This window comes from Geomonas sp. Red276 (genome assembly GCF_054784495.1).
This window is the reverse complement of sequence record NZ_BLXW01000009.1, coordinates 90,351-116,790: the sequence shown is the minus strand read 5'-3', so window position 1 is coordinate 116,790 and position 26,440 is coordinate 90,351. Positions and strand designations below refer to the sequence as shown.

Annotated in this window: 23 protein-coding genes; 8 read left to right on the top strand and 15 right to left on the bottom strand. The window is 61.0% G+C overall.

Features of this window, described 5'->3' with window-relative positions; genetic code table 11:
- Positions 1 to 12: 12 nt before the first annotated feature.
- The 9 genes from ACYVL5_RS08620 to ACYVL5_RS08580 form a co-directional block, all read right to left on the bottom strand.
- The gene (locus ACYVL5_RS08620) at positions 13 to 2,406 is read right to left on the bottom strand and encodes a heavy metal translocating P-type ATPase (RefSeq protein ID WP_460595152.1); all 2,394 of its coding nucleotides are present in this window, start codon (positions 2,404 to 2,406) and stop codon (positions 13 to 15) included.
- Between the two features lie 13 nt (positions 2,407 to 2,419).
- Positions 2,420 to 2,710: a metal-sensitive transcriptional regulator gene (locus ACYVL5_RS08615; protein ID WP_460595151.1), complete on the bottom strand. Its 291-nt coding sequence runs from the start codon at positions 2,708 to 2,710 to the stop codon at positions 2,420 to 2,422.
- Between the two features lie 596 nt (positions 2,711 to 3,306).
- Positions 3,307 to 3,591, bottom strand: a complete 285-nt coding sequence (locus ACYVL5_RS08610; RefSeq protein ID WP_460595150.1) for a type II toxin-antitoxin system RelB/DinJ family antitoxin — start codon at positions 3,589 to 3,591, stop codon at positions 3,307 to 3,309.
- Between the two features lie 328 nt (positions 3,592 to 3,919).
- Positions 3,920 to 5,974 (bottom strand): bacteriohemerythrin, encoded by a 2,055-nt coding sequence (locus ACYVL5_RS08605; protein ID WP_460595149.1) that lies wholly within the window; start codon positions 5,972 to 5,974, stop codon positions 3,920 to 3,922.
- A gap of 225 nt (positions 5,975 to 6,199) precedes the next feature.
- Positions 6,200 to 6,886 (bottom strand): cytochrome c biogenesis CcdA family protein, encoded by a 687-nt coding sequence (locus ACYVL5_RS08600; protein WP_460595148.1) that lies wholly within the window; start codon positions 6,884 to 6,886, stop codon positions 6,200 to 6,202.
- Positions 6,883 to 7,266, bottom strand: coding sequence for a thioredoxin family protein (locus tag ACYVL5_RS08595; protein WP_460595147.1), 384 nt, complete (start codon positions 7,264 to 7,266; stop codon positions 6,883 to 6,885). Before ACYVL5_RS08595 ends, ACYVL5_RS08600 begins: the two co-directional genes overlap by 4 nt.
- 32 nt (positions 7,267 to 7,298) lie before the next feature.
- The gene (locus ACYVL5_RS08590; protein ID WP_460595146.1) at positions 7,299 to 7,526 is read right to left on the bottom strand and encodes a thioredoxin family protein; all 228 of its coding nucleotides are present in this window, start codon (positions 7,524 to 7,526) and stop codon (positions 7,299 to 7,301) included.
- An 84-nt stretch (positions 7,527 to 7,610) separates the two neighbouring features.
- Positions 7,611 to 8,558, bottom strand: a complete 948-nt coding sequence (locus tag ACYVL5_RS08585; protein ID WP_460595145.1) for a permease — start codon at positions 8,556 to 8,558, stop codon at positions 7,611 to 7,613.
- Between the two features lie 33 nt (positions 8,559 to 8,591).
- Complete coding sequence (locus tag ACYVL5_RS08580) at positions 8,592 to 8,906, bottom strand: ArsR/SmtB family transcription factor (RefSeq protein ID WP_460595144.1); 315 nt, start codon at positions 8,904 to 8,906, stop codon at positions 8,592 to 8,594.
- A gap of 399 nt (positions 8,907 to 9,305) precedes the next feature.
- Between ACYVL5_RS08580 and ACYVL5_RS08575 the strand changes: the two genes are divergently transcribed.
- The 4 genes from ACYVL5_RS08575 (at position 9,306) to ACYVL5_RS08560 (ending at position 15,012) form a co-directional block, all read left to right on the top strand.
- Entirely contained in the window at positions 9,306 to 9,908 is a 603-nt protein-coding gene (locus tag ACYVL5_RS08575) for a helix-turn-helix transcriptional regulator (RefSeq protein ID WP_460595143.1), read from the top strand.
- A gap of 555 nt (positions 9,909 to 10,463) precedes the next feature.
- Positions 10,464 to 10,907 carry a hypothetical protein gene (locus ACYVL5_RS08570; RefSeq protein ID WP_460595142.1) on the top strand — a complete coding sequence of 148 codons (444 nt, stop codon included), beginning with the start codon at positions 10,464 to 10,466 and terminating at the stop codon, positions 10,905 to 10,907.
- Between the two features lie 235 nt (positions 10,908 to 11,142).
- Entirely contained in the window at positions 11,143 to 11,841 is a 699-nt protein-coding gene (locus ACYVL5_RS08565; RefSeq protein WP_460595141.1) for a hypothetical protein, read from the top strand.
- 87 nt (positions 11,842 to 11,928) lie between these two features.
- Positions 11,929 to 15,012, top strand: a complete 3,084-nt coding sequence (locus ACYVL5_RS08560) for a hypothetical protein (protein WP_460595140.1) — start codon at positions 11,929 to 11,931, stop codon at positions 15,010 to 15,012.
- A gap of 314 nt (positions 15,013 to 15,326) precedes the next feature.
- Here ACYVL5_RS08560 and ACYVL5_RS08555 read toward each other — a convergent pair whose 3' ends face one another.
- Entirely contained in the window at positions 15,327 to 16,700 is a 1,374-nt protein-coding gene (locus ACYVL5_RS08555; protein ID WP_460595139.1) for a sigma-54-dependent transcriptional regulator, read from the bottom strand.
- A gap of 405 nt (positions 16,701 to 17,105) precedes the next feature.
- Between ACYVL5_RS08555 and ACYVL5_RS08550 the strand changes: the two genes are divergently transcribed.
- On the top strand, positions 17,106 to 17,621 hold the full coding sequence (locus ACYVL5_RS08550) for a ferritin (RefSeq protein ID WP_460595138.1): 516 nt from the start codon (positions 17,106 to 17,108) through the stop codon (positions 17,619 to 17,621).
- A 176-nt stretch (positions 17,622 to 17,797) separates the two neighbouring features.
- Here the strand turns inward: ACYVL5_RS08550 and ACYVL5_RS08545 are convergent, their stop codons facing one another.
- Positions 17,798 to 18,823, bottom strand: a complete 1,026-nt coding sequence (locus ACYVL5_RS08545) for a peptidylprolyl isomerase (RefSeq protein ID WP_460595137.1) — start codon at positions 18,821 to 18,823, stop codon at positions 17,798 to 17,800.
- A gap of 211 nt (positions 18,824 to 19,034) precedes the next feature.
- On the opposite strand from ACYVL5_RS08545, the gene ACYVL5_RS08540 reads away from it, so the two are divergent.
- A complete protein-coding gene (locus ACYVL5_RS08540) occupies positions 19,035 to 19,253 on the top strand; it encodes a YtxH domain-containing protein (protein WP_460595136.1) in 219 nt (72 codons plus the stop codon).
- 179 nt (positions 19,254 to 19,432) lie between these two features.
- On the opposite strand, the gene ptsP is transcribed toward ACYVL5_RS08540, so the two are convergent.
- Positions 19,433 to 21,769 (bottom strand): phosphoenolpyruvate--protein phosphotransferase, encoded by a 2,337-nt coding sequence (gene ptsP, locus ACYVL5_RS08535; RefSeq protein ID WP_460595135.1) that lies wholly within the window; start codon positions 21,767 to 21,769, stop codon positions 19,433 to 19,435.
- Between the two features lie 227 nt (positions 21,770 to 21,996).
- Here ptsP and ACYVL5_RS08530 point away from each other — a divergent pair, with 227 nt between their 5' ends.
- Positions 21,997 to 22,791, top strand: coding sequence for a tetratricopeptide repeat protein (locus tag ACYVL5_RS08530; RefSeq protein ID WP_460595134.1), 795 nt, complete (start codon positions 21,997 to 21,999; stop codon positions 22,789 to 22,791).
- 241 nt (positions 22,792 to 23,032) lie between these two features.
- Here ACYVL5_RS08530 and ACYVL5_RS08525 read toward each other — a convergent pair whose 3' ends face one another.
- Positions 23,033 to 24,136, bottom strand: a complete 1,104-nt coding sequence (locus ACYVL5_RS08525) for a Rossmann-fold NAD(P)-binding domain-containing protein (protein ID WP_460595133.1) — start codon at positions 24,134 to 24,136, stop codon at positions 23,033 to 23,035.
- A 188-nt stretch (positions 24,137 to 24,324) separates the two neighbouring features.
- Between ACYVL5_RS08525 and ACYVL5_RS08520 the strand changes: the two genes are divergently transcribed.
- Positions 24,325 to 24,684, top strand: coding sequence for a YtxH domain-containing protein (locus ACYVL5_RS08520; protein WP_460595132.1), 360 nt, complete (start codon positions 24,325 to 24,327; stop codon positions 24,682 to 24,684).
- Here ACYVL5_RS08520 and ACYVL5_RS08515 read toward each other — a convergent pair.
- On the bottom strand, positions 24,681 to 25,313 hold the full coding sequence (locus ACYVL5_RS08515; protein ID WP_460595131.1) for a DUF3047 domain-containing protein: 633 nt from the start codon (positions 25,311 to 25,313) through the stop codon (positions 24,681 to 24,683). The genes ACYVL5_RS08520 and ACYVL5_RS08515 overlap by 4 nt on opposite strands.
- Before the next feature lie 188 nt (positions 25,314 to 25,501).
- A complete protein-coding gene (locus ACYVL5_RS08510; RefSeq protein WP_460595130.1) occupies positions 25,502 to 26,392 on the bottom strand; it encodes a phosphoribosylaminoimidazolesuccinocarboxamide synthase in 891 nt (296 codons plus the stop codon).
- Positions 26,393 to 26,440: the final 48 nt, after the last annotated feature.

Below are 26,440 nucleotides of genomic sequence, written 5' to 3'. Positions count from 1 at the left end.
GTTTTGTTTTTCTCACAGCTTTCCAGCCACCCTTTTCAAAAGCAGCGAGTTGGCCACCACCGAGACCGACGAGAATGCCATGGCCAGGCCGGCGAATTCTGGCTTGAGCGTGATCCCGAAGGGATAGTAGAGGATGCCGGCCGCAACCGGGATGCCGAGCACGTTGTAAAAGAGCGCCCAGAAGAGGTTCTGCTTGATCTTGGCGAGGGTGTATCTGCCGAGCTTCACGGCGCGCACCACGTCCATCAGGTCGTCCTTCACCAGGATCACGTCTCCCGTCTCCTTGGCCACGTCGGTCCCGCCGCCGATGGCTATCCCGATGTCCGCGCGGGCAAGCGCCGGGGCGTCGTTGATACCGTCGCCGACCATACCCACCGATTCACCTCTCCCCTGGTACTCCTTCACCACCTGCTCCTTCCTTTCCGGAAGCACCTCCGCCTCGAAGCCGTCGACCCCTGCGCTTTTGGCGATGGCGGCGGCCACCCCCTTTTGATCCCCGGTCAGCATGAAGGTCTTGATCCCGAGCCTGCGAAGCTCGGCCACCGCGGCGGCCGAAGAGCTCTTGAGCCGGTCGGCCAGCGCCGCGACCCCCAGAAGGCTCCCGCCGTAAGCCACGTAGATGAGCGATTTCCCCTCTTCGGTGAGCCGGGCCGCCTCGGCCGCCACCGGAGCGACGGCGATCCCCGCCTCCTCGAGAAGGAGCGCCTTCCCCGCCATCACTTCGCTTCCCTCCAGCCGGCAGGTGACGCCGAAGCCGCCTTTTTCCCGGTACTCGGTAACCTGGGCAGGCAGTGCGCCCCGCTCGGCGGCGCCGGTAACGGCGGCCTGGGCGAGCGGATGGGAAGAGTGGGCCTCGGCCGAGGCGAGGCAGGCCAGGAAACGGGCCTCGTCGGCACCCGGGGCGGTGACCAGGTCGGTGAGGGTAGGGCGTCCCTCGGTGAGGGTGCCGGTCTTGTCGAGGAGCAGGCAGCGGACCCGGGAGATATTCTCCAGCACCGAGCCGCGCTTGATCAGGATGCCGCGGGAAAGGCCGACCCCGCTCCCTACCATGATGGCGGTCGGGGTGGCGAGCCCCATGGCGCAGGGGCAGGCGATCACCACCACGGCGATGGCCAGCTTGAAGGCGAAGAGGAACGGCTCGCCGGCGGCCAGGTACCAGATGAGGAAGGTGGCGAGCGACAGGGCGATCACCACCGGGACGAAGACCCCGGAGATCCGGTCGGCGAAGCGCTGGATCGGCGCCTTGTCCGCCTGGGCCTCCTGGACCATGCGCACGATCTGGGAAAGGAGCGTCTCCTCGCCAACCCGGGTCACGCGGACCTTGAGGAGGCCGCTTCGGTTGATGGTGGCGCCGGTGACGGCATCGCCTTCCCCCTTTTCCACCGGGACCGATTCGCCGGTCACCATGGATTCGTCCACCGAGCTCGCTCCCTCCACGATCTCCCCGTCGGCAGGGATGGTTTCCCCGGCACGCACCAGCACGAGATCGCCGACCCGGACCATGCCGGCGGGAACCTCCTTCTCACCCTCGTCGGTGATGAGCCGCGCCTTGTCGGCCTGGAGCTTCACGAGCTTCTTGAGCGCCTCCCCCGCCTTGCCGCGGGTGCGGGCCTCCAGGTACTTTCCGAACCGGATGAAGGCGATCAGCATGGCGGAGGTTTCGAAGAAGACGTCGCCGCCGTGCTCGCCGAAGGCGCCGAAGAACGCGAAGAGGGAGTAGAAGTAGGCCGCCGAGGTCCCCAGCGCCACCAGGACGTCCATGTTGGCGCTGCGGTTTTTGAGGGCGAAGAGCGAGCCGCGGTAGAAGGTGAGCCCGGCGCTGAACTGGACGACGGTGGCCAGCACCAGGTTCATCCATCCCACCACGGGATCGTGGTGCATCCCCATGGTCAGCATGATGGAGAGCGAGAGGGCCATGCTGAAGATGAACCAGTTGCGCTGACTGCGGTAGCTCCTGGTGTCGTCCTCCTTCGCCTCCTCGTCGGCCACCGGCTGGTATCCCGCGGCGGTCACCACCGCATAGACCCCGGCGGGATCGATGACGGAGGAGTCGTAACGGACGAAGGCGGATTCCTGGGCGAGGTTCACCACCGCCGCGGCCACCCCGGGGGCGGCGGAGAGTTTCTTCTCCAGGTTGTTGACGCAGGATGCGCAGTGGAGCCCCTTGACGCCGAAGCGGAGTTCGCCCGCGCCCCCCTTGACCCGCGCGCCGTAGCCGAGCCTGGTTATCTTCTCCCGGATCTCGTCGCGGCTGATGGCGGCCTCGTCGAACTCGGCGAGCGCTTCCTCCATGGCGAAATTGACCGAGGCGCGGACGATGCCGGCGGTCTCGGCCAGGTTTTTCTCGATGCGGGCGGCGCAATTGACGCAGGACATGCCGCTGATGGAAAAGGTCGCTTTCTGCATGACCGGTTGCCTCCTATTTCAGAAAACGCGATACGGTGGTCTTCACTTCGTCGAGGAGCTCCTGCTGGGTCATCCGCTGGGCGCTCTCGTGCTCGGTTCCGCTGCCGTGCCCGATGACGCACATCTCCAGGTGCCTGGTGAGGAGCTCGACCCCCAGGGCGTCGAGCGCCGAGCGGACCGCGGCGATCTGGTTCAGGATGTCCACGCAGTAGCGTTTATCCTCCAGCATCCGCTCGATCCCCGCCACCTGTCCCGCTATCCTCTTCACCCGCATAGTAAGTTTCTTCTGCGACGACTTTTCCATGGCGTGCTCCTTTACTCGTTGATACCCCGGTAGGGTATAATGGACGATATACCCGCCCGGGGTATAAAGTCAAGGGAGCATTACGTCGCCGGACGGGGTACTGGCATATTTGGGGCGGGCGCTGCAGTCAAAGGAAGAGAACCGGGCGGGCCGGGTGGTGGAAGGGGGGGGGGCTTTTGAGATGAGTGAGGTGGATGGGTAAGGGAAACTGAAATGAAGCGGGCCTTTAAGGCCCGCTTGCCATCGTCCGGCTCAGCGGCGGGTCACGACGGACGTTGTATCGGGTTACGCCGCCGCCAACGTTAAAGTGCTTTATCTACGATTCCCTTCCCTATTACTCTGTCGACGTGTTGGGATTGGCGGGTCAGGTACTTTCGAGCCTCCTCCTCTCCGAATATGTACTTCCCGGACAGGGTGTCCATCACCGGCGTGTAAGAGACACTGAGCATGAGAACCGACCGGGGGCGTCGTTGGCTATCAACAAAAGCATTGCCGTCTTGAGGCGGGTGAGGTCATAGCGCCCGGATCTGGAGAGGCGCTCCCAATCCTTGAGAAATGGTTTGGTATAGTCGGCGGCGCGTGGCAAGGGAGCGCGCTTACTTGTTTTTGCGGTTGTTTTCTTCGAGGTCATTGAAGACGTCTTCGGCAGTCGCGAAGCGGGCCTTGCGGGCGCTTACTATTGCGTCGGCCTCTTTCATGGCGGCGCGGGTTTCGGCATTGGGGACCTTGATTTCGAATGGCAAACGCTTTTCACTGACTACCTTGGTTAAAAAAACGCGGACGGCGTCAGAGACCGAGAGCCCCATGCTGGCGAGCGTTTCTGCCGCCTGTTCCTTCAAGTCCTCGTCCACGCGGACGTGGACCATCTTGGTGGTTGCCATACCTGCCCCCTTTTGAAAGTGTTCCCTGAGATACATCGTATCTCAAGTGGCTTCGCCTTTCAACACAGTCCACCTGGAGTCCCTGAATTTCTATCTCCTCTCGCCCCCACTACAAAAACCTCCCTCACCCGGCCTTCGGCCACCCTCTCCCCTGAAGGGGCGAGGGTATGACTCTTGTGGCCTTCGGCCACCGTCTGCCTGAATTCTTTTCCCCTCGCCCCCATTGGGGGAGAGGGGCGGGGGTGAGGGCAGGGGTAGAGTCAAAGACTACCCTCACCCGGCCTTCGGCCACCCTCTCCCCTGAAGGGGCGAGGGTATAATGGCCGGCTTACGCGGCCTGGCGTTTGAGGTGGAGCTTCTTGGTGAAGAACTCGCTGTACTCCTTGTCCACCTTGAGGATGTGCCCCATCAGCCAGTTGCTCAAAAGGTCCATGATGGTGGCCGGGGAGACGCGGTGGTTCTCGAAGTCGGCGATGGTCTCCTGGACCTTCTGCACGAAGGTGTCGTGTATCTTCTTGTGCAGCTGGTAATCGGGGTAGTGGTGCTGGACCATCAGTCTTTCTTCGTCGCCGAAGTGCTCGACGCAGTAGGTGGCGAGCCCCGAAAGGATCTTGAGGATCTCCCTGTCCCCGTGCCCGCGGGTGAAGGCGTCGTTAAGCTCTCCGATCATGGTGATCAGCTTCTTGTGGGCATCGTCGAACTGGGGCACCTGGACCGACATCCAGTTGTTCCACTTGATGATGGTCTGGAAGTGGTTGACCGAGCTGATCATCTCTTCCGCCAGCCGGTTCAGCTCGGCGGCGGCCTGGGCCAGGCTCGTGGCCTGCTCGCACTCGCGCCCGGCCAGGCTCGTGATCCGGTCGATGTTGGCGCTGATCTCCGAAGTGGTGGAGGTCTGCTCGCCGGCGGCCTGGGCGATCTGGTTGATCTGGGCGGTGACCTGGTCGACCTGGGAGAGGATCTGCCCGAGCGAAGAGCCCGAGCGGGCCGCCTCCTCGGTTCCCGCCTTCACCTGGAGCACTCCCTGGTTCATCGCCTCGACGGCCCCCTGGGTCTCCTGCTGGATCGCCTTGATCATCCCGGTGATCTCCCGGGTCGCCTTGGTGGTGCGCACGGCAAGGGATCGGACCTCGTCAGCCACCACCGCGAAGCCGCGTCCCTGTTCGCCCGCCCGGGCCGCCTCGATGGCCGCGTTGAGCGCCAGGAGGTTCGTCTGGTCGGCGATGTCCTCGATGGTGCCGATGATGTCGCCGATCTGGTGGGAACGGTCCCCCAGCACCCCGACCGTGGTCGCCGAGCTCTCCACCTGCCGGGCGATCTGGCCCATGACGGAGATGGTGTTGTCCACCACCTGACGCCCCTCCTGCGCGTAGGAGGCGGTGGTGCGCGAGGAATCGACCGCCATCATGCAGTTGTTGGCAATCACGCTGGCGGTGGCCGCCATCTCTTCACCCGCGGTGGCCACGCCCGCCGCCTCTCCCGCCACCCGCTCGGCCCCCGCGGTCATCTCTTCGGTCCGCTTCCTGATGTCGAAGGCGGCCTCCGCCACGTTGGTCGAGCACTTGCGGACGTTGCCGATCACCCCTTGCAGGTTTTCGAGGAAACCGTTGAACGCCTTGGCGAGGTCGCCGGACTCGTCGTTGCGGGTGATGGGGATCCTCTGGGTCAGGTCGGCGTTCCCCTGGGTCATCTCCTTGAGCTGGCCGATGACGGCGGCGAGCGGGCGGGTGATCCCGCGCCCGACCGAGTAGGAGAGGAGCAGCAGCATCAGTGACAGCGCCATGGCCGCCGCATGGATCCACCACTTGAGGGAGGCGGCCTCCTGCATGACGTCCTCCATGTAGACGCCGCTGCCGATGATCCATCCCCAGGGAGCGAAGAGCTTCACGTAGGAGACCTTGGGGAGCGGTTTCTCACCTTCCGGCTTGGGCCACAGGTAATCGACGAAGCCTGCACCCCTCTCCTTGCAGACCTTCACGAAGTCGACGAAGAGGTGCTTGTCCGCAGGGTCCTTGTTATCGGTCAGGTCCTTGCCGTCGAGCTCGGGCTTGTTCGGGTGGACCACCATCTTGGGGGTCAGGTCGTTGATCCAGAAGTATCCCCCTTTCCCGTAGCGAAGCGCCTTGACCGCCGCGATGCTGGCGGCCTGTGCGGAGGGGAGGTCCAGCTTCCCGCTTTTTACCTGCTGATCGTAACCGGAAAGAAAGCCATAGGCCACCTCGACCACGTGCCGGGTCTCGACCTTCCTGCTTTCCAGGATCCTGTTCACCATGAACGGGATGACCAGGCACTCGGTAGCGACCAGGGTGGCGACCAGCCCGATCAACGGGATAGCGAGAACCTTATTCTTAATGGACCAGTGTTTGTACTTTTTGAATTTCATGGATTGTCTCCGCTCGATGATCTCGATGGAACTCCTGGAATGGCCGCATGAATGTATGAGATTCATGTAATGTCGGCTCTGGTGTCTGCAGGAGAGGTAGGTTCAGCTATCGTATCGGTATTGGCATGATTTTCTTGAGAGTGGATTGGTAGGCGCTGGAGCATTCAAAGGGGGGCTGTGTGGATCAGGGAGGGAAACAGGGGAGAGTTGCTGCTTACCGGGGGATTAAAAACCTTGCCAGACAAACCATGCGCCCACCAGGGCGACGATCGTTCCGCTCACCCGTTTGGCCCACAGCGAGAAACTCGCCACCCCGCGTGCCTTGGCGAACCCCTCGACGAACCCGGTGAAGGTGCCGGCCAGGAGCATGAGCAGGCAGTGGCCGATGGCGTAGCAGAAAAGAAGGGCGATGCCGTAGAAGAGCTGCCCCTTCCCGGCCACGAGGGTGAGGAGTACGACGAGCACCGGCGTCGCACATGGCGAGGAGACGGCACCGAAGAACAACCCCAGCAGGAAAGAACCGGTCACTCCGCCCCGTTTGGGCTTGAAATCCCGCCGGATCGGCAGGCGGATCTCGTACAAGCCCATCATCTGGCCTCCCATGATGAGCGCAATGGCACCCGCGAAGAAGTACCACGCTCCTCCCGTGGTCCCGAACATGGTGCCCAAAAGCCCGGCGGCCGCGCCGAATGCGGTGAAGGTCACCGACAGGCCCGAGACAAAGGCCAGGGAGTAACGAAACGCCTTCCAGCGGTCGCCGTTGCTGTATCCACCGACGAAGCCTACCACCAGCGGAATAGTGGCCAGCACGCAGGGGGAGGCGGAAGAGAGCGCCCCGGCCAGAAACACCGACCCGAAGGCGACCACGGGATAGAGGGTGATGATCTGCTCGATGTTATCGAGGAAGGTCATTTAACTCCTGCCGCTCTCAGCGCATTGACCATTTCCGTTTTTTCCATGAAACCGATGTGACGCTTCACTTCCTTTCCCCGGGCGTTGAAGAAGATCTGGGTCGGGATCATCTGAATGCGGAACTTGTCGGCGGCGCCCCTGTTTTCATGGACGTCGATGAAGAGCACCGACGCCTTGCCGCGGTACTCCTTCGACAGGGATTCCAGGATCGGCGCCATTTTCTTGCAGGGGATGCAGGTGCGGGCACCGAGATCTATCACGACCGGTTTGCCGGAAACCAGAGCCCGCGATACGGCGTCGTCGTGCGCAGACGGCAATTCGGCCCGTGCTGCACCGTAAAACATCAGGAAAATGGCGGCGGTGGCGATGGGAAGTCTCATTGGCAACGTCTCCTGAGTTGAAGTGGGGGGCCTTACAGCATCCCCATGATCTCGACGACGGTGGCTACCTGTCCGGAAGATCTGACCTTGCCGTCGATGACGATGGCTGGGGTGCTCATCACGCCGTACTTCATGATCGAGGGGATATCCTCCACCTTCACCACCTCGGCGTCGACGCCGCTTTCGGCAACTGCTTTCTTCGCGTTCTCATAGAGGGTTTTGCACTTTGCACAACCGGTGCCGAGAATCTCGATTTTCATTTACGGTCTCCTTGTGATCGATGTGGTGCGGCCTTTAGCTTTTCCGGTGCTGCGGGCACCGGCGGGGAGCCCCAGCCGGTTATCTCAAAGAATGGCGTTGAACAGGTACCCGACCATGATGATCGCCACCGCTACGGTGCCGAAAAAGACGGCAAGCAGGCGGTTTTTCAGGACGTTTTTGAGGATGATCGCTTCCGGCAGGGAGAGGGCGGTCACCGCCATCATGAATGCCAGCACCGTCCCCATGGCCATTCCCTTCTCCATCAGTGCGTGGACGATAGGGATCACTCCGGCCGCGTTACTGTAAAGGGGCACTCCCAGCGCCACCGCCACCGGCACGGCGAAGAAGTTGTCCCGCCCGGCCCAGCGTGCCAGGTAGTCGGCCGGGACGTAACCGTGGATGAAGGCCCCCAGGCCGACGCCGGCCACCACGTAGGGCCAGATCTTTTTCAGCAGATCCGAAGTGTACCCACGGGCATAGGCGATCTTGTCCGGGAAGGTCATGGTGGTGATCTCGGTGTTCCCCACCTGCATCTCCCAGACGTAGTCCTGGACGTACTTCTCCATCTTCAGTTTTCCGATGACGATCCCGGCAGCGATCGCCACCAGCAGGCCGGTCCCTATGTAGATAAGGGCTATCTTCCAGCCGAAGAGCCCCCAGAGCATGATCAGCGCCACCTCGTTGACCATGGGGGAGGAAACCAGGAACGAAAAGGTCACCCCCAAAGGGACACCGGACTCGACAAAACCGATGAAGAGCGGCACGGCCGAACAGGAACAGAAAGGGGTGACGATGCCGAGCAGGGCGGCCAGCACGTTGCCGACGTACTCCCGCCGGTGGGAAAGCATCCGTTTGGTCTTTTCCGGGGGGAACGAGGAGCGGATGATCGCCACCACGAATATGATGGTGGCGAGGAGCAGGAAGATCTTCAGGGTGTCGTAGATGAAGAAATCGAGCGCCTCGCCGGCACGGGAACCGGGGACGAGGCCGATGACTCTGAACACGATGTAGTCGGCTAAGCTTTTCAACACCAGCGTACTCCTAAAAAGGGGTAGATAGATTACTCACACCGCATTCAGCAGACTGTGCCGTCCCTGGATTTCCTCTTTTACCACCGCGGTGATGAGGTCCGTGACCGCGAGGATCTCGGGATGCTTGATGGCATAGAAGATCTTCAGGCCGTCCTTGCGGCGGGAGAGGACCCCGGCGGCGAGCATCATGTTCAGGTGGCGGGAGGTGTTGGACTGCTCCTCGCCGATGGCGGGGAATATCTCGCAGACGCACCGCTCTCCGTCCCGGAGGAAATCGACGATCTTAAGCCGGGTGGGTTGGGCCAGGGCTTTCAGGATTTCCGCGCGGAGCTCGACCAGCTCTTTCATGGGTGACCTCCAGTATATATGACTATATAGTCATATAGTCCCGCTTCAGCGGCCTGTCAAGTGTTTTCCCGGCCGGCAACGCGAATGCCATACCCGGCCCGTTATATATAGAGAAATCCGCCAAAAATGACGGCATTGCCTGCCGGATTCCCCGGCCGGATTCCCGGGCGTTCCCGTTTCAATCAGTGCGATAAGGCGCTTGGCCGCTGATGCACCGGCTGGCCTTCTCTGGCGCACTTACTGCTAGACACGAGGGGCAAACCGCAGGTGCCCGCCAAGAAGGGGCGATACAAGGAGAAAGAAGATATCCAAGGGCCTCCGGGAAACATGGAGCGTACGACCGTCGCCGCTCTATGAATCTTCCGCGGGCTCGTTTGTATCGAGGAGAAAAATCGGGCTATGAATATCCTACTCAGCCTCAAGAGCCGGGTGTTAGGTGAAGCGTTGCAGGAGATCCTCGCCAGGGCGGAGCCGGCAGACAAGGTTTTCATCGATAACGGCAGGCACAGGGTAGCGGGAGAGTCTCCGGAGATCGTGATCGCCGACCAGAAAAACATCAAAGCCGAGGTCTTGGCGAAATGGGGTGCAGCCAAGGTTATCCTGCTGGACACGGGATTGCATCAGGACGAAGTGGTTAATACCATTCTGCTGCACAGGCTGCCGGGGGTCATCTCCATCGACGAGGATCTGGCGCTGATGAAAAAAGCCATCAGGGTCGTCCATGGCGGGCAGGTATGGATCAATAACCATAACCTCAAGGCACTACTGTGCAAAGCCGGAACCATGCTCAGAGGCGGCGAAATAGAAAGCGTTAGCCAAAGGGAGCGTGAGATCCTGAAACACCTTACCCTCGGCAAGACGAACCGGGAGATAGCGGAGTCGCTCTACATGAGCGAGCATACCGTTAAGACCCACATGACGCGTATCTTCAGAAAGTTCAAGGTCTCAAACCGCGCCCAGCTCGTCACCTGTCTGCTCGACTCCTCTCACCGATACTCATAAACGTCCCGCCGCGGCCCCCCTCAGGCAACGCCTCACTCCAGGCAACCAAGCAGCTACCGACAAAGACCCGCACTCACAACATAAAGATGATCCGCCGCTCATCTGTCTGCGCGCCTTCGGCGCGTTGTATGCCTTGTGTGTTGGTCTCCCTCCCCTTGGCCCCTTTTTCCCCTGCACGCTTTCCCCCTGCGGACCTCGTCTCCCCCCCCGGCTCTCACCCATTCCCCCCGCATAGTATTACTACCTTGGTCGCGGTTAGTAGTCCTCGCGCCACCGGACCAAAGTACCTGAAATACAGCCAAAAGTCTCATTGTCGGGAGTTGATTGTATGTAACTATAAAGGGGTCCTAGGATTCTGGATCTCGTTTTTGCATTGTCTCTGATTGTCACAGGCGGTTCCTCAAAGCTCGCAACACTAACAGGAGGTAGGTCATGAAAATGGTACTCGCAATGGTAGCTGGTTTGCTCTTACTTGGAATGGCAACGATTTGCGCGGCGGATACTACGAACTCCGCGACCGCCCGGGCCCACGTCAGGGTTGACCCGGACATCGCCGTGGCAGCGCTCACTCCGAACGTCGATATGGGGAGCATCCAGAGAGGCCTGATCAACGGCCAAGTGGACTTCCGCGTCGACGCGAACAAACAGTATGTCGCGCTCTCGGTAGCGGCCTCCAACCTCTACAAGGGCGATGACCCGCTGTACGCGGGCCCTGATGCAGTTGCCCCGATCGCCCTGGTTCCCACGGCGACCATCCAGCCGGATAACGGTACCAACCCCGACACCGGCCTGAACAAGGTTTCCGTGGCCCTCGGCACGGCCGGAACGATCGGTAACTTCCCGTCCTTCGGGAGCTCACCAGTGACCTTCGAGAGCGCCGCCAACGGCCATTTCAGCCAGATCGTGCACACGGCATTCCAGTGGAACCAGGACCAGGTGGAAAAGCCTGCCGGGGATTACAGCGGCGTGGTGCAGCTCGTGGCCACCGTGCTTCCCTGATCAATATAAGCTGAAGCTGGGTGAAGTGACGTAACACGTTTGTGCCGTACTAGATTTCAACAGATCGCGTAAACCGGCTGTGGCAATCGATGTAATTAAGCCGGGGATATGGGAGGAAATAATGAGAATCGCTGCCTTGGTAACGGGCTTACTTGTTTCGGCACTGACTCTTTTTTTCCTGGCGGGCACGGCGCAGGCCGGGCTATCCATATCCCCGGCATTTCTCGAGGTGGACATGAACAAAGGCATACCCTCGGGGCAATTCCAGATCACCAATACCGGCGAGGAGGTGGAAAGATACCGGGTGAAGATGGTGTATTTCACCTTCGGACCCGACGGCACGTTTCGGGAACTTCCCCATGACGAACACTCGCTGGCCCAATGGATGAAGTTCAACCCCAAGGAGTTCGCCATTCCTCCCAAATCGCGCCAGGCGGTGCGCTTTTACATACCGAGCCACGGCAAACTGAGAGACGGGGAGTACTGGGCGGCCATGCAGCTTGAATCCTTGAAGACCACCGAAGCGCGTGCCTCAGACGACCGGGGAAGAAACTTCCGGTTCCAGGTGATACCGAGCATCCTGGTGCCGATTTTCGCCACCTTCGGCGAGGTGAGGTACATGGGGGTGATGAAGGATACCAAGATAGTGAGCCGGGGGAACCAGCACGGGCTGGAGACGGTCATCGTCAACACCGGGCAGGGGCGCCTGTTCGTGGAGGGGGAGTATGAACTGCTGGGCGAATCCGGGGAGGTCGAGGCGAAGGGACCCCTGGGGAGGGCCTATGTGATGCCGAACTCGGAGCGCGTCATACTCGGGGAGATCAAGGAACCGATCTCGGACGGCATGCACACGTTACGGGTCATCTACAGGTCGAGCCAGTTGAAACAGCCTCTTTTCGAGGAGATCCGGCTGCACCAGGGCGCAAGCATATAAAAGCCATCGAAACGGTGCCCCGACGACCATGGGGCCCGATTGCCAACCGTAGGGGGGCCGTCCCCACCACGGCGCGGGAATTCCGCCATGCTCCGGGATCACCCCCAAAAAACCGTCATGGCGGCCATCGTCGCCTTCGTCTTGCCTTGGGGAGCGGTCCCTGTCTGCGCGGCGGCTCCGGGAACCGTGTCCGGCGGCAAAGCTGCGCAGTCAAACGTGACCTTGACGGTCGCACCATCTCCCCCCGACGGCAACAACCCCGCCAAAGCCGCCTCCCTTAACGAGTTGCAGGTGGTCGGATTTTCCATAAACGGCAACTCCCTCTGGCAGAAAAAATCGATCGGCGACCTGGATGTGATCGTAACCCCTCCGGGCAAACGTTACCTGCCGCTATTCAGGCTGCTGAAGCTCCTGGACATAGACAGGAAAGAGGATGGGGGCACGGTCACCTTCCAGCCGGACGGGATGCCCTTCGTCACCCTGGACCGTGTCGCCAAGACCTACGCCGTCGACAAGCGCACAAGGTCCATCGACCTCATTGAGGCCAGGTCCGAGGCCAGCAGGGAACAAGATATCTATCTGCTTCCCGAAGCCTTGGCCGAGCTTTTCGGCATCGAGCTGGCGTGGAGCGAGGCGAACTACGAATTCGTCGGCCATACGGCCCGGAAACTTAGGATCTGGAAAAGCTCCTCAAAGTCCGCCCACGAATTACTGGTCCAGGATGTCCCGACCAATCTCCCGGAAATGCACCCTCAAGCCACACCGAAAAGAAACGGTCTCGACTTCGCGGAACTCTCCTTCCGGACCAATTTCAGCGTCGACAACAACTTTGCGGCCAAGCAGGGGAGCCTGGACAACATGAATCAGGTTTTCTGGGGGAGTTTTCTGGGGAGCGCCTACAAACTTCATTTCGCGGAAAGAGAGATCGACTTCGGCGGCCAGAGAAGCCAGTTGGCCGGCGCGGGGGTGATGCTCTACCGAGGGGAGTGGAACAAGCGATATTCCAACCTGGAGCTAAGCGTAGGCGACAGCGCCTTCGGCTTGAGCGACCTGTCCTTTCCCAGCGTGCGGATCACCGGCGTCCGGATCAACGGCCTGGCGGGATATTGCGCGGCGGAGAACTTAAGCGACCGCTCCAAGCTCGGGCAACTCGACTACTTCGTCCAGCCCCAGGTTTTCGAAGGGGTCGCTCCCCGCGGCGCGCAGGTGGAACTGAGGGTGAACGGCAGAATGGTGGAGACGCAGGAAGCGGTGCCCGCCGTCGATTCGGAGCTCGGCGCCGGAGTCTACCGCTTCAGTGACGTGATCCTCGCGCCGGGTAGCCTGAACGAGATCCTGATCACCATCACCGACGGCAACGGCCTGAAAACCTATGTCAAAAAGGAGCTGCTGGGGAGCACCCTCTTCCTGCCGGCCGGCAAGCTGGCCTACCTCGCGGGGGCGGGGACCAACCGGGACATCCTCACCTGGCATACCCGCGGCATTTTCACCGGCGGACGCGCGCTCTACGCCGTCAACGACCACTTCACCATCGGCTCCAGCCTTGGCTATCAGCAGGATCTGTTCAGCCAGTGGGCGCTCGACCCGTTCAATCCGCAACGTCAGTTTCCGGATGCCGGCGGCAACGCGGGGGGGGAGTTTCTCTGGAAGCCGGTCAGCTACCTGGTGCTCGGGGGGGATTCCGCCTTCAGCAACGGCACCAACCGCAAATACGGCACCTCCTACGACGGCTTGGCGGCCAAGCTGAAGGCGAACCTTTATCCCAGCCGAGAGATGCAGATACTCACCCAGTACTTCCGCTACGGAGGCAATTTCTTCAACGGCCAGAACGCCCTGCTGCACGACCGCCAGGGGTACAGCGTGAACGGCAGTTGGAAGTTCCACCCCGACTGGACGCTCAGGGGGGTGCATGCCGACATCAGCAACAACCTGGCTCACAAGGAAGCACAGACTCTCGATATGAGTCTGCAAAACCTGGAAATCAGCTCCAATGCCATACCGCATACCACCGTCACCGCCTCGGTAAACAGGACGGCAGCCAATTGGGAGACGGAAAAGATCATTTACATACTGAAGCTGTACGCCCTGGTGACGCCCAGGGTCATGCTCAGCGGGGCGGTGGCGATGGGCGATTCCCAGTACCTGGCCGGCAATACGGATTTCGCCAACGGCATCAACATCACCGGCCTGGCCGTCGAGGACCCGTCGTCATTCGTGACGCTCGCCGTCTCGACCAGCGAACGAAACGAGCTGGACCTCACCTATGCCCAAAGCTTCCACCAGGAAAAGATCATCTTCACCCATAAATACAGAAACTCCCAATCGTCGTTGAGAACCAAAACCGATGTAGGTTACGACACGGTTGCCTGCAGCTCCATCGTCAAGAACCGGTCCACGTATCTGCTGGACCGTTTCGGAGACAAAAGTCTCGAGCTCACCACCAACTACGAGAACAAAATCCTGTCCATGGTGCTGTCCTTCAACTTCGTCGGGTTGTTCGATTTCCACAACCGGGTTCCCGCCCCGGTCACCAGCCGGTACATCCAGCCCGACAACGGTTCGGTGACGGGGAGGGTTTTCATCGACTACAATGCAAACGGGGAGCCGGACCCGGGAGAGCCGGGGCTGGCCAACGTGAAGGTGATCCTGGGGGGGAACAGTTGCCTGACCGACGCGAACGGCTATTTCAGGCTTCCCAATTCGGGTGAGATGGGAAGCGGCCGGGTGTTCATCGATCTCGCCACGGTGCCCGCCATCTACTCGCCGACCCACGGCCTGCAAAAGGCATACATCGTGCCCGGGATAGTGACCGAGGTCGACCTGGGCGTCACCCCGGTGATCTCCCTGTCAGGGGTGGTGGTCTCCGGGGGGGTGGGGGGCGAGAAGAGGAGCAAGCCGCTCTATGGTGTGCGTGTCTTCGCCACCAAGCCGGGGGACCGGAAGGTTTGGGCCGAATCGTCGACCGCAGGCGACGGCAGCTACTACCTGGGGGATCTGAGGCCGGGGAGATACTTGGTGCAAATCGACAAGGAGTCGCTGCCGGTCAACACCGCCGCGGAGAGCCCTGCCCGGGAAATCGAGATCGCTCCGGGCAGGGAGCCGCAGGAGCTGAAAATGGCCCCCTTCACCTGCACCGTTGCCCCGGCAAAGGTGATAGAGCCGCCTAAATGAACACCTCCCCCCCCTGAGGGAGGGGCCGGGAGGCTCCGCGTCGCGGATCTGAAAAAAGAGCCACCAGCCGGATACTATCCCCCCCTACGTTATTGCACGGCTGCTGCCTTTTCGGCGGTAGCTGCCCCGTAAACCACGCACTGTTTGCCGCCGGGACCCATGAAATATGGATGCCACATGGGGCCATACCGGCCACGGCCGTGATTGCGATAAACAATGGAGCTGGCCGTCCCGCCCATGGCGATGACCATCTTGATCATGGCGATACAACGGCGATTTGTGGGGGTGCGTGGTGGTGGGTGTTGTTGTAGGCCCTACAGAGGCATGCCGAGGCGGCGCATCTTCTCGACCAGGGTGGTGCGGTTGATGTTCAGCATGGTTGCGGCGCGGGCCTTGACGCCGCCGGAGAGCTGGAGCGCCTCGCTGATCATCCGCTTCTCGATCTCGCTGATGGTCCGCACCATGTCGATGCCGCTCGTGGTGACACTGGTGGTGCCACCTTCGAGGTAGTTCTTGGTCACGTTGGCGGGGAGGTCCCTGAGGGTGATGAGGTCCCCCTCGGTGAGGGCAACCACCCGTTCGATGATGTTCTCCAGTTCGCGGACGTTGCCGTTCCACGGGTAGGCCTCCAGCGCTTCCAGCGCCTCCTTTTCGAGCTGCATGATCGGGCGCTGCATGGCGTGGCAGTTCTTCTCCAGGAAGTGGCGGGTGAGGGGGAGAATGTCCTCGATCCGCTCCCTCAAGGGAGGGATTATCAGCGGGATGACGTTGAGGCGGTAGAAGAGATCCTCGCGGAAGTTCCCGCGGGTGACCTCTTCCTCCAGGTTGACGTTGGTAGCCGAGACGACCCTGACGTCGAGTTTGATCTGCTTGTTGGAGCCGACCCGCTCGACCTCCTGCTCCTGGAGGACCCGCAGAAGCTTGGTCTGCAGGTGCATGGGGAGTGTGCCGATCTCGTCGAGGAAGATGGTCCCCTGGTTGGCGGCTTCGAACTTGCCGACCTTCTCCTTGAGGGCGCCGGTGAAGGCCCCCTTGGCGTGGCCGAAAAGCTCGCTCTCCAGGAGGTTCTCGGGAATGGCGGAGCAGTTGACCGCCACGAACGGCTTGTCCTTGCGGCTGCCGTTGAAATGGATCGCCTTGGCGACCAGTTCCTTGCCGGTCCCGGATTCGCCCAGGATGAGGACGGTCGAGTCGGTCTTGATGATCCGCTTCATGCGGGAGAAGAGCTGCTGCATCGGCTGGGAATTGCCGATGATGTTGGAGAACTCGTAGCGCTCCCTGAGCTGCTTCTTCAGGTAGACGTTCTCCTCCAGGAGCGCACCCTTTTCGAGCGCCTTGTCGATGATGATGCGGAGTTCCTCTATGTTGAGGGGCTTGGTGATGTAGTCGAAGGCGCCCTTTTTCATCGCCTCGACCGCACTCTGCGCGGAGGCGTGACCGGTGACCAGGATGACTTCGGTGCGGGGGGAGTCCTGCTTGACCTTGGTGAGGATGTCGATACCGCTCAGGTCGGGGAGGAAGAGGTCGGTGATGATGATGTTGAACTGCTCGCCGGATAGGATCTCAAGCGCCTCTTTCCCGCTCGAGCACCCCTTCACCTGGAAGTTAGCCCCCTTCAACAGGATTACCAGCGCCTCCCGGCTTCCCTGCTCGTCTTCTATAATGAGAATCTTTGCGGTCGGTTTCATATTAAAAAGTCCCCATTACTTAAGCCTTGTAGATACCACAGGTTGCGGGGACAAGGCAACAACAAACAGGGGGATAAACAAGTTCTAGGTTCCATGTTCTAGGCTCTAGGTTACAACCATTGGCGGCCGGCCTTGCCGCCCTTATGAACGGTTCCGGGTTAGCAGCGTGTCGCGGATCCTCCCTCACCCGGCCTTCGGTCACCTGTCCCTGTGTTTATCTCCCCTCGCCCCCACCGGGGGAGAGGGGAGGGTGTGAGGGAAGGGGGCGAAGGGTTTATGTTTGGGGGCCGCAGTCAACCTGGAACCTGGAACCTGTTCCTGGAACCTGTTTCAAGTATTGCTTTGCCGATGGGATAGGATATTATTGATGGCGGCAAGGTCATGTAATCACAAGGGGGAAATCGAATGTTCACCGACAAGCTGCGCACGGCCATGAACAAACAACTCAACAACGAGTTCTACTCGGCCTATCTTTACCTCTCTATGTCTTCCTATGCGGGGGCTATCGGGCTGAAAGGTGCCGCCAACTGGTTTTACGTCCAGTACCAGGAGGAGATGGTTCATTGCATGAAGTTCTTCTCGTTCATAAACAGCCGCGGCGTGAACGTGGAGCTCGGCCAGATAGCGGCACCTCCCACCAAGTTCAAGAGCCTTTTGGACATGTTCCAGAAGACTCTCAAGCACGAGGAGTCCATTACCGCCTCGATCAACGACCTGACCGACCTCGCGCTTTCCGAGAAGGACCACGCGACCCACATCTTCCTGCAGTGGTTCGTCACCGAGCAGGTCGAGGAGGAGGAGAACGACCGCGACATCATCGGCAAGCTCAAGCTGATCGGCGACAACGGACAGGGGCTTTTGCAACTGGACAACGAACTGGCCACCAGGGTTTTCGTCCCGCCGCCGACCACCGCCGCCTAAAAACCTCCCTCACCCGGCCTTCGGCCACCCTCTCCCCTGTTTTTATCTCCCCTCGCCCCCATCGGGGGAGAGGGACAGGGTGAGGGGGCGGTTGGGGCGAGGGTATAAATAAAAAGAAAGGGCCGGGAGATGTCTCCCGGCCCTTTGCCGTTTCAAATGGTGGATCGAGCGCCCCGTTACGATTTCACGATCTTGGCGTTCTTCTTCAGCTCTTCGATGAAGGAGGAAAGGGCCTTCTGAACCTTCTGCCGCTTCAGGTAGGAGTCGATTTTCTCCTTTACGTCCTCGAACTTCTCGGTCTTTCCTTCCTTCTTCTCGACCAGCTTGATGATGTGGTAGCCGAAGGTGGTCTCCACGACGTTGCTGATCTCGCCCGGCTTCATGGAGAAAACCGCCTCGTCGAACTGGGGGACCATCTGGCCGCGGGTGAATTCACCAAGGTCGCCTCCCTGGGCGGCGCTGGGGCAGCTCGATTCCGCCTTGGCCAAGGCCGCGAAGTCCTCGCCGGCCTTGACCCGTTTCAGGATCGCTTCCGCCTTCTCCTTGGCCTTCTTGCGGTCCTCGGGGCTCGTCTTCTCGTCGGCGCCGATCAGGATGTGGCTGGCACGGGCTGATTCCGGCTTCTTGAAGTAGGCGTCGAGGTTCTCTTTGTAGAAGGCCTGCGCCTCGGCATCGGTCACCGTTGCCTGACTGGCGAACCGGGTGTCGATGAAGTTGGAGATCATGATGTCCTTGCGGGTGAAATCCAGCATGTCCTGCGGGGTAAGTCCGACCTGGGACAGGGCTTTCTGATACTCTTCGTCGGTGGCGAAACGGCTCTTACTCTGGGCCAGTTTCTCCGCCACCTTCTTGTCGAGGTCTTTTACCTCGACCTTCTGGGCCTGCTCGTACATGAGCTGGGCGGAGATCAGCTGCTCGAGGGCGGCTGCGGTCGCCTGCTCGCGGATCTGCGCCACGGCTGATTCGGGAACCTTGTTTTGCATCAGGAGGACTTTGACCGCCTGGTCGAGCTCACGGCGGGTAATGGCGACCCCGTTGACGGTGGCCACCGGGGAAGATGGGGCTGCCGCGGCTGCGGTTTCGGTGCCCTTGGCGGCTTGGGCGGGTGCCGTCTTGGCGGCCGGCTCTTCGGCGAGGGCGGGTACGGTAGTCATGAACAGCAGGGCGAGCGCCGCGGGGGCGAGTCCTTTGAAGGAAAGCATGCGATCTCCTTTATTGATTGTGATTTGGCGATACTAGCATTTGCGGGTGAGAATTTACACTCTAAAGATTTCTCCCCATTGAAAAAGGGAAGGGGAGAGGGCAGTGACAATATTTTTATCGTGATAGGGGGTTTAATTGCGCCGCGGAATATGGTAATGAATATGCGTCATGACAGGCTGGACCATCTCAACTACACACGGAGCGAACAACATGTCCAAGAAATCCGAGCAGGCTCTTTTAGCATTTCTGGCCGGGGCTGCGGTGGCAGCTGGTGCGGCACTTCTCTTCACTCCCAAGACCGGCCGCGAGGTGCGGGAAAAGCTGGGCGAGGCCAAGGACGAGGCGCTCGATAAGCTGAAACAGAAAATCAAGGGACGTGGCCGCAAGGGCGAACAGATGAACTACGACGGCGGCGACTGCTGGATCTAAAGGCCAGAAACTGTTCTACGTCTAAACGCTAAAAACTGTTCTACGTTCTATGTTCTTGGTTCTAAGTTAAAGGGCAGATGCTCCACCTGGAACCCGAGCCTGAACTTAGGACCTGTTTTTGAGGCCGATGGTCTCACAACTTAGAACGTAGAACATAGAACCTTATAAGAAGTCGTCTCTTATAACTTGTTTTCCCTCTTCACCCTTTCCAGGTACTCCTTGATGGCCAGCGGGCTCTCCATGGCCAACACCTGATCGGCGATCTCCCTGGCGCGCGCCAGGGAGATCCGCCTGATCGCTTCCTTCACCCTCGGGATGTTGGGCGCCGAAAGGCTGAACGTCCTGATCCCCAGCCCCATCAGCAATACCGCGTCCACCGGGTCTCCCGCCATCTCGCCGCAGACGGTGGCCGGCTTTCCTGCCCCGTCCGCCGCTTCGGCAACCCGCCGTATCGATTTGAGCACCGCCGGGTGGTGCTGGTCGTACCACTTCTTCACCCGCGGGTTGTTCCGGTCGCACGCCAGCGTGTACTGGATCAGGTCGTTGGTCCCGATGCTCAGGTAATCCACCTCTTTCGCCAGCATGTCCGCCACCAGCACCGCTGCCGGCAGCTCCACCATTACTCCCAGCCCGATCTGCGGGTCGAACGGCTTTCCCTCCCGCGTCAGCTCTTCCTGGATCTCGGAGACGATCTCCTTGATCCGCCGCACCTCGTCCACGCTGGAGATGAGCGGGAACATCATGTTGCACTTTCCGTAGGCGGAGGCCATCAGGATCCCGGCGACCTGCTCCCGGAAGATGTCCTCCCGCTCCAGTGATATCCGGATGGAGCGCCACCCCAGGAAGGGGTTGTCCTCCTTGGGGTGGGGGAAATATGACAGTCCCTTGTCGCCGCCGATGTCCAGCGTCCGGATGGTGACGGGAAGCCCCTCGAATCCCTCCAGCATCTTCCGGTAGATCCCCGCCTGCTCGTTTCTCCCCGGAAAGGCGCTCCGCGCCATGAACGGGAATTCGGTGCGATAGAGCCCCACCCCCTCCGCGCCGTTCAAAAGCGCCACCTTCAGCTCGCTGATCAGTCCGACGTTGGCCAAAAGGGCGATCCGGTGGCCGTCGGTGGTCTCGGCGGGAAGGTCGCGGATCTCCTCCAGCTCGCGCTGCTTCTGGTCGAACTCGCTAAGGAGCCTTTCGTATTCGGTCTTTACCGTGCTGTCGGGGTTGACGAAGACGAACCCCGAGGTGCCGTCGATGATCACCTCGCTTCTCGCCCCCACCTGCTTCAGGAGCCCCTCGACGCCGAAGACCGCCGGGATTCCCAGGGCGCGCGCCATGATCGCCGCGTGGGCGTTGGCGTTCCCCTTCTCGGTGGCGATGGCGATCACCTTGCCGCGGTCCATGTAGGCCATGTCCGAGGGGAGGAGTTCGCGGGCGATCAGTACCCGGTTGTCCTTGAGTTTGCCGCGGCTTCGGTGGCTGCCGTTGAGCGCGTTGCAGATGCGGCGGCCGATGTCCTCCATGTCCGCGGAACGCTCCCTGAGGTAGGGGTCCTCCATCCGGTTGAAGGCGGCCACGTAGTCGGCCACCACCTCACCGACCGCGCGCAGGGCGCCGAGCCCCCCTTCGATAAGGTTGGTGATCTTCCCGATGAAACTGCGGTCCTCGAGGATCATGAGGTGGCTGTGGAAGATGGCGGCATCCGCCTCCGAGAGGATCTGGCTGACCCGCTTCTCCATGTAGATGGTCTGGATGCGGGCCTTTTCCAGCGCCTGGAGGAAGCGCTGATGTTCCTCGGCCTTCGGGCGCACCCGCTCGATCACCGCCTCCTCCGGCCCGGGGCTCAGTACCGAGACCTTCCCGGCGGCGAATCCCGGGGAGATGGCGATCCCGAGCAGGGCGGTCTGTCCGGCTGCGCTCCTGCGCTCCTTTTTCGGGGAGAGGATCTCCTTCCCTTTCTGGAGGCGTTCCACTTCGGCCTGGAAAAAGGCGCGCTCCTCCTCCTTCTTGTGGACGGAGTCGAGGAGCTTGGCGTTGGAAACGATGGTCGAGATCTGCCAGGCGATGGTGGAGACGGCGGAGATTTCCTGCGGGGTGAAGGTGCGGGCCTCGCGGTTCTGGATGACGATGACCCCCATCGGGTTGTTGCGTTCGAAGAAGGGGACACCGAGGAAGGAGAGGACCTTCTCTTCCTTGGTCTTTCTGAAGTACTTGTAGCGGGGGTGCAACGGGGCGTTGTCGGTGGCCACCACTCCCCGCTGCTCGACGGCGAGGCCGGTGAGACCCTCGGAGATCTTCATGGTGATACCGACCGAGAGCCGGGAGAGGCCCCTGGTGGCGTGGAGCTTCAGGGTTTCCCCATCCTCCTCCAGGAGGTAGATCGAGCAGACGTCGGAGGCGAGCCGCTTGGCTACCAGGTTTACGATGTTGTCCAGTGTCTCCTGCAGGTCGTGGGAGTGGAGGATCAGTGCGCTGATGTCCTCCAGCGTCCTCAGTCCCAGCTGCTCGCCGCTCTCCTCAGGCATTCGCTCCCCTTCATCGCGACCTCCGCCCGGTAACGGTGCTCACGGGCCGGAGGGTTCTGTCATTGCTGCACGTGCGGCGGATCTCTGTGGTAGGCCGGACGTAGTATCATATACGTAAAAGAAAATGTGAAGCGTTTTATTGCCGATTTCTGCCTGATTTCTTGGAAAGGAGGAGGTTCTCTGTTATAGTGTCCGCCAATGATTGACAGTTCAATGGGGAGGTGGCAATGGCACCGACATACGAGGATGCGCTGGCAGACGGCATTGCCCTGATGGAATCGGGAGATTACGCGAAAGCCGTCGAGGCGTTCAAACGTTGTGTATCGCAGGACCCGGCCAACGCCGAGGGATATTTCTACCTGGGCGAGGCGCTTTCGGAAGCGGGGAAGGGCGAGGAGGCGATCGCCGCGCTGAAGAAGGGGCTCGAGCTTGCCCCCGGGGACCTGGACGGCCTCACCGCCCTGGGTGACGTCTATTTCGAGGCGGGCCGGCACAAGGAGGCCCTCGGCTGCTACCGGAAGGTGACCGAGCTGCAGCCCAAGGAGTGCGACGGTTACGTCAGCATGGGGCTCGTCTACAACGCCATGGAGCGGACCGACGAGGCACTGAAAGCCTTCGAGAGGGCGCTAGAGCTCGATCCCAATAACGTCTTCGCCCTCAACGCCATGGGGGATCTGTACTACGGGCTGGGTGACAACGACAAGGCGATCGCGAGCTACAAGCGCGGCATCGAGATCGATCCCAACGACGCCACCGCCCGCTTCAACCTGGGGGAGCTCTACTACGACATGGAGGATCTCGCTGCCGCCGAGCGGGAGACCCTGGAGGCCATCCGGCTCGATCCCGACTTCACCATGAGCTACCTGACGCTCGGCAACATCTGCATCGACCAGGAGCGGACCGCCGACGCCATCAAGTTCTTCGAGACCTACCTGAAAAAGGAGCATTCCCCCCAGGCCCGCGAGATGATCGCCGAGGTCAAGGCGGTGGTGGAAGGGCTCAAGGAGGAGCTCAAAGGGTAGGGCAGGGGCACCGACAACCCCATCCTCACCCTGTCCCTCCCCTTGAAGGGGAGGGGACCCGTTGTCTTACAAGAGACCCCATGTGGTCGCCTCCTCTTCTTTAGAGGGGGCGGCACATGGGGTCTTTTCGTAGGGTGGGCACCCCGTGCCCACGCGGTCTCTGCACACCACACCTACTCTCCCTCCCCTTCAAGGGGAGGGTGGGGGTGAGGATGGGGGGGCCGACGACGGTGTGGTCCGGCTACCCCTTGATCTTCCCCCTGATCGCCTCGATGACATGGTGGGCGTCGTTGACCGCGGTATGGATCAGGTTGGGGTGGCGCTCCTCCTGGATCGACCCCTGGCTGATCCGCATGTACGAAGGGGAGATGGCCCCGCCGATCACGTAGACTCCCTTCCTGGTGGATTCGAATTCCGAGGTCAAAAGGAGCAGCCGGTCTCCTTCCTTGGCCACCTTGCAGACCCCCTCGGCGCAGGCGATGGTCTGCACCCCGACCCGGTCGAAGACGGAAATCGGTCCCTGGCTCCCGATGCAGGCGATCACGTTCTTCATCGGGAAACTCATGGCGTGATAGCGCTCGATACCGCCGGGGAGCTTGTCTTCGCTCACCCGGATCACCAGCCGGTCCACCCCCTCGTCGTCCACTTCTCCGATCCTCGGGGTAGCGCCCGGCAGGAGCCTGATGTTCCCGCCCAAAAGGATCTCTTCGCCCAGCCTCTGGGCCGTCTCCTTGTTCACGTCGAAGGTCTCGGCCACGTGGGCCCAGTAGACCGGTTCCTTGTCGTTTTCGCTCCGCTTGGCCTTCAGGATCGATATGATGACGTCGGCCGCCGAGTTCCCGCCGCCGATCACCAGGGTCCGCACCCCGAGGTATTTCCTCGGATCGTCCAGGGTCTTGGCCACCATCTTGGCGTCGCCGTAGACGGAGAGCTCCTTGGGGATCGAGCTGCCGAAGGCGAGCAGCACCTTCCTGGCCCGGAAGATCCCCTTGCTGGTGACCACCTTGAGGTGATCCCGGGCGTCCTCGATGTCCTCGAAGGCGGTCTCGGTCACCACGTTGAGATTTTCGTGCTGGACGAAATGCTGCACGTACTGGATGTACTTCTCCACGGTGACCGGCTTGTCGGGGGGGCGTAACTCCTCCACCAGGAAGGGCTCCGGATCCTCCTTCGGCTTGGAGGGGTAGACGTTTTTTCCTTCCGGATAGGTAGTCGATATGCCGTGGAAGACGGCTTTGCCGGCTTCGATCAGAAGGTGGGAGAGGCCGTTTTTGTGGGCGAGGTAGGCTGCCGCCACCCCACCGGGGCCTCCGCCCACGATGACTACGTCGTATGTCTTTTCCATGGTGCTCCTTGGATTAATGGGTTTCTCTCCGATTATACACTCATGAGATGTTTGCCGCCAGAAGAGAAGCGCCCCGGGCTTAGGCCGTTAACAGGGGAGGGGAGGGGGGCGGGTCCGCTTGGCAAAATCGCGCCATAGGGTACTATTTACCCATTGCGACACCATCAGACGGTTAAAAGGAGGACCGTATGGCTGAAAGAGAGAGCAACAACATAATGACCGGCGCGATGATGCTGATCGTCGGCGGCCTGATCGGCGCCGGGGTGGCACTGCTTTATGCCCCGCAAAGCGGTGACAAGACCCGCAAGGAACTCGGCAAGTACGCGAAGAAGGCCCGCAGGAGGACCCGTGACGCGGTCGAGGCGGTGGAGGATTTCACCGAGCAGGTGACCGACATGGCGGAGGCCGTGGGCGACCGCGCCGCCGAGATTCTCGATAAAGGGAAAGATATGGCCTACGGCGCCAAGAAAGGGCTCCTCAAGGCGATGGCGGAGGGTGAGAGCCGCCTGGAAAAACAGCGTAACCGCCTCATGAAGATGATCGGCTAAGGCTTTTCGGCGCCACGCAGGGTGATGTCGCCGTACCAGGCGGTGACCTCATCCTGCGTGTCGTCGGTATCGGTCATGATCGCCACCCCCCCCATGAGGGGGGGCTCCTCTCCGAAGATCCTCTTGTAATCCTCGTAGACGTTCCGCTCCTCGCTGACCCACTTCCCGACCTTTTCGTCCCCGCTTTCCACCGCCACGATCACCGAATTCGCGGCGTGCGGGCTCTTCGCCTCGCTTCCTTTCGGCATCTTGGCGCTCCAGACGTAGTTGATGGCCCGCATTCTCCAGAAGAAGGTGCGGGGGAAGATCACGTAGACGCGCGCGGCGAAGTCGTTTCCCTGCTTCTTGGAGACGTCCTCGCGCTGAAGGGTGTGCTCGATCTTCCAGCTCCAGGAGAGGAGAGGGTACTTCCTGGTGTCGACCGAAAGCTTCTTGATCTTGCCGGAGGCGGCCTTGTTGGCGTGGGCCTTGAGGACGCCGTCCTCGATGGTGTAGACGGTCTTACCCTTGACCGCCTTGTCGCTCCAGCCGGTCATGTCGGCATGCGAGAAGCGCCCCACCGGGATGTCGGCGGCGGGAGTCGAGGTGGCGGCAAGGATCAGGGCGGAGAAAAGGAGATTGTTCAACATGGCGTGCCTTTCCGTTTCCCCTTCGCTGGGAGGGGGGAGCCATTTCTTCTGGAGATTGGCAACGGTTGCGATGGAGGTCTCTTCTCCTTCATGGAGAAGGGGAGGATGAGGATGAGGTTGGGAGCATCCCCCTCCCGGTTGCCACGCCTTCCGGGAGGGGGATGTGAGTCACGGACTGTGGAGGGGGATTAGATCCCCTTGCCGGTCAGCTTGACCAGCGCCTCCATGTACTTGTCGGCGGTCTTCTGCACGATTTCGGCGGGAAGGGGCGGGGCCGGCGCGGTCTTGCCCCAGTCGAGAGTCTCCAGGTAATCGCGCAGGAACTGCTTGTCGAAGGAGGGCTGCGGACCGCCCGGCTTGTAGCTCTCCTTGGGCCAGAAGCGGCTGGAATCGGGGGTCATGCACTCGTCGATGATGATCAGCTCGTCGTTGTAGATGCCGTACTCGAACTTGGTGTCGGCGATGATGATCCCCTTCTCGTCGGCGATGTCGCGGGCCTTCTCGTAGATGGCCAGGGTTACCTCGCGCACCTTCTCGGAGATCTCCTGGCCGCAGATCTCGGCCATCTTCTCGAAGGAGATGTTCTCGTCGTGGGTCCCGAGCTCGGCCTTGGTGGAGGGGGTGAAGATCGGCTGCGGGAGACGGTCGCTCTCCTTGAGCCCGGCCGGGAGCTTGATGCCGCAGATGGCGCCGGTCTGCTGGTAGTCCTTCCAGCCGCTACCGGAGATGTAGCCGCGCACGATGCACTCGGCCGCCAGGGGCTTGGCCTTTTTGACCAGCATGGAGCGGCCGGCCAAGACGTCGGCGTAGGGCTGGCACTCCTTCGGGAAGTCGGCCACCTCGGTGGAGATGATGTGGTTCTTGATGATCCCTTCCATCTGGCGGAACCAGAAGGCCGAGATCTGGGTCAGGACGTACCCCTTGTTGGGGATCCCTTCGTTCATGATGACGTCGAATGCGGAGATCCGGTCGGTGGTGACGATGAGCAGCGCCTCGCCCAGGTCGTAGATGTCGCGCACCTTGCCGCGGGCAGCCAGCTTGAGTCCGGGGAAGTCCGTGGTAAGTACCGGTTTCGTCATTTGTTTTTCTCCTTTGCCTTTGTATGCATGTGCTCGTGAAACGATGAA

Bases quoted from the DNA above. Each gene is read 5' to 3' on its own strand.
- ACYVL5_RS08550 (WP_460595138.1), top strand. From the start codon at position 17,106: ATGTTCACCGACAAGCTGCGCACGGCCATGAACAAACAACTCAACAAC.
- ACYVL5_RS08620 (WP_460595152.1), bottom strand. From the start codon at position 2,406: ATGCAGAAAGCGACCTTTTCCATCAGCGGCATGTCCTGCGTCAATTGC.
- ACYVL5_RS08605 (WP_460595149.1), bottom strand. From the start codon at position 5,974: ATGAAATTCAAAAAGTACAAACACTGGTCCATTAAGAATAAGGTTCTC.
- ACYVL5_RS08615 (WP_460595151.1), bottom strand. From the start codon at position 2,710: ATGGAAAAGTCGTCGCAGAAGAAACTTACTATGCGGGTGAAGAGGATA.
- ACYVL5_RS08525 (WP_460595133.1), bottom strand. From the start codon at position 24,136: ATGGAAAAGACATACGACGTAGTCATCGTGGGCGGAGGCCCCGGTGGG.
- ACYVL5_RS08600 (WP_460595148.1), bottom strand. From the start codon at position 6,886: ATGACCTTCCTCGATAACATCGAGCAGATCATCACCCTCTATCCCGTG.
- ACYVL5_RS08515 (WP_460595131.1), bottom strand. From the start codon at position 25,313: ATGTTGAACAATCTCCTTTTCTCCGCCCTGATCCTTGCCGCCACCTCG.
- ACYVL5_RS08595 (WP_460595147.1), bottom strand. From the start codon at position 7,266: ATGAGACTTCCCATCGCCACCGCCGCCATTTTCCTGATGTTTTACGGT.
- ACYVL5_RS08510 (WP_460595130.1), bottom strand. From the start codon at position 26,392: ATGACGAAACCGGTACTTACCACGGACTTCCCCGGACTCAAGCTGGCT.
- ACYVL5_RS08545 (WP_460595137.1), bottom strand. From the start codon at position 18,823: ATGCTTTCCTTCAAAGGACTCGCCCCCGCGGCGCTCGCCCTGCTGTTC.
- ptsP (WP_460595135.1), bottom strand. From the start codon at position 21,769: ATGCCTGAGGAGAGCGGCGAGCAGCTGGGACTGAGGACGCTGGAGGAC.
- ACYVL5_RS08540 (WP_460595136.1), top strand. From the start codon at position 19,035: ATGTCCAAGAAATCCGAGCAGGCTCTTTTAGCATTTCTGGCCGGGGCT.
- ACYVL5_RS08520 (WP_460595132.1), top strand. From the start codon at position 24,325: ATGGCTGAAAGAGAGAGCAACAACATAATGACCGGCGCGATGATGCTG.
- ACYVL5_RS08610 (WP_460595150.1), bottom strand. From the start codon at position 3,591: ATGGCAACCACCAAGATGGTCCACGTCCGCGTGGACGAGGACTTGAAG.
- ACYVL5_RS08575 (WP_460595143.1), top strand. From the start codon at position 9,306: ATGAATATCCTACTCAGCCTCAAGAGCCGGGTGTTAGGTGAAGCGTTG.
- ACYVL5_RS08530 (WP_460595134.1), top strand. From the start codon at position 21,997: ATGGCACCGACATACGAGGATGCGCTGGCAGACGGCATTGCCCTGATG.
- ACYVL5_RS08580 (WP_460595144.1), bottom strand. From the start codon at position 8,906: ATGAAAGAGCTGGTCGAGCTCCGCGCGGAAATCCTGAAAGCCCTGGCC.
- ACYVL5_RS08555 (WP_460595139.1), bottom strand. From the start codon at position 16,700: ATGAAACCGACCGCAAAGATTCTCATTATAGAAGACGAGCAGGGAAGC.
- ACYVL5_RS08590 (WP_460595146.1), bottom strand. From the start codon at position 7,526: ATGAAAATCGAGATTCTCGGCACCGGTTGTGCAAAGTGCAAAACCCTC.
- ACYVL5_RS08565 (WP_460595141.1), top strand. From the start codon at position 11,143: ATGAACAAAGGCATACCCTCGGGGCAATTCCAGATCACCAATACCGGC.
- ACYVL5_RS08560 (WP_460595140.1), top strand. From the start codon at position 11,929: ATGCTCCGGGATCACCCCCAAAAAACCGTCATGGCGGCCATCGTCGCC.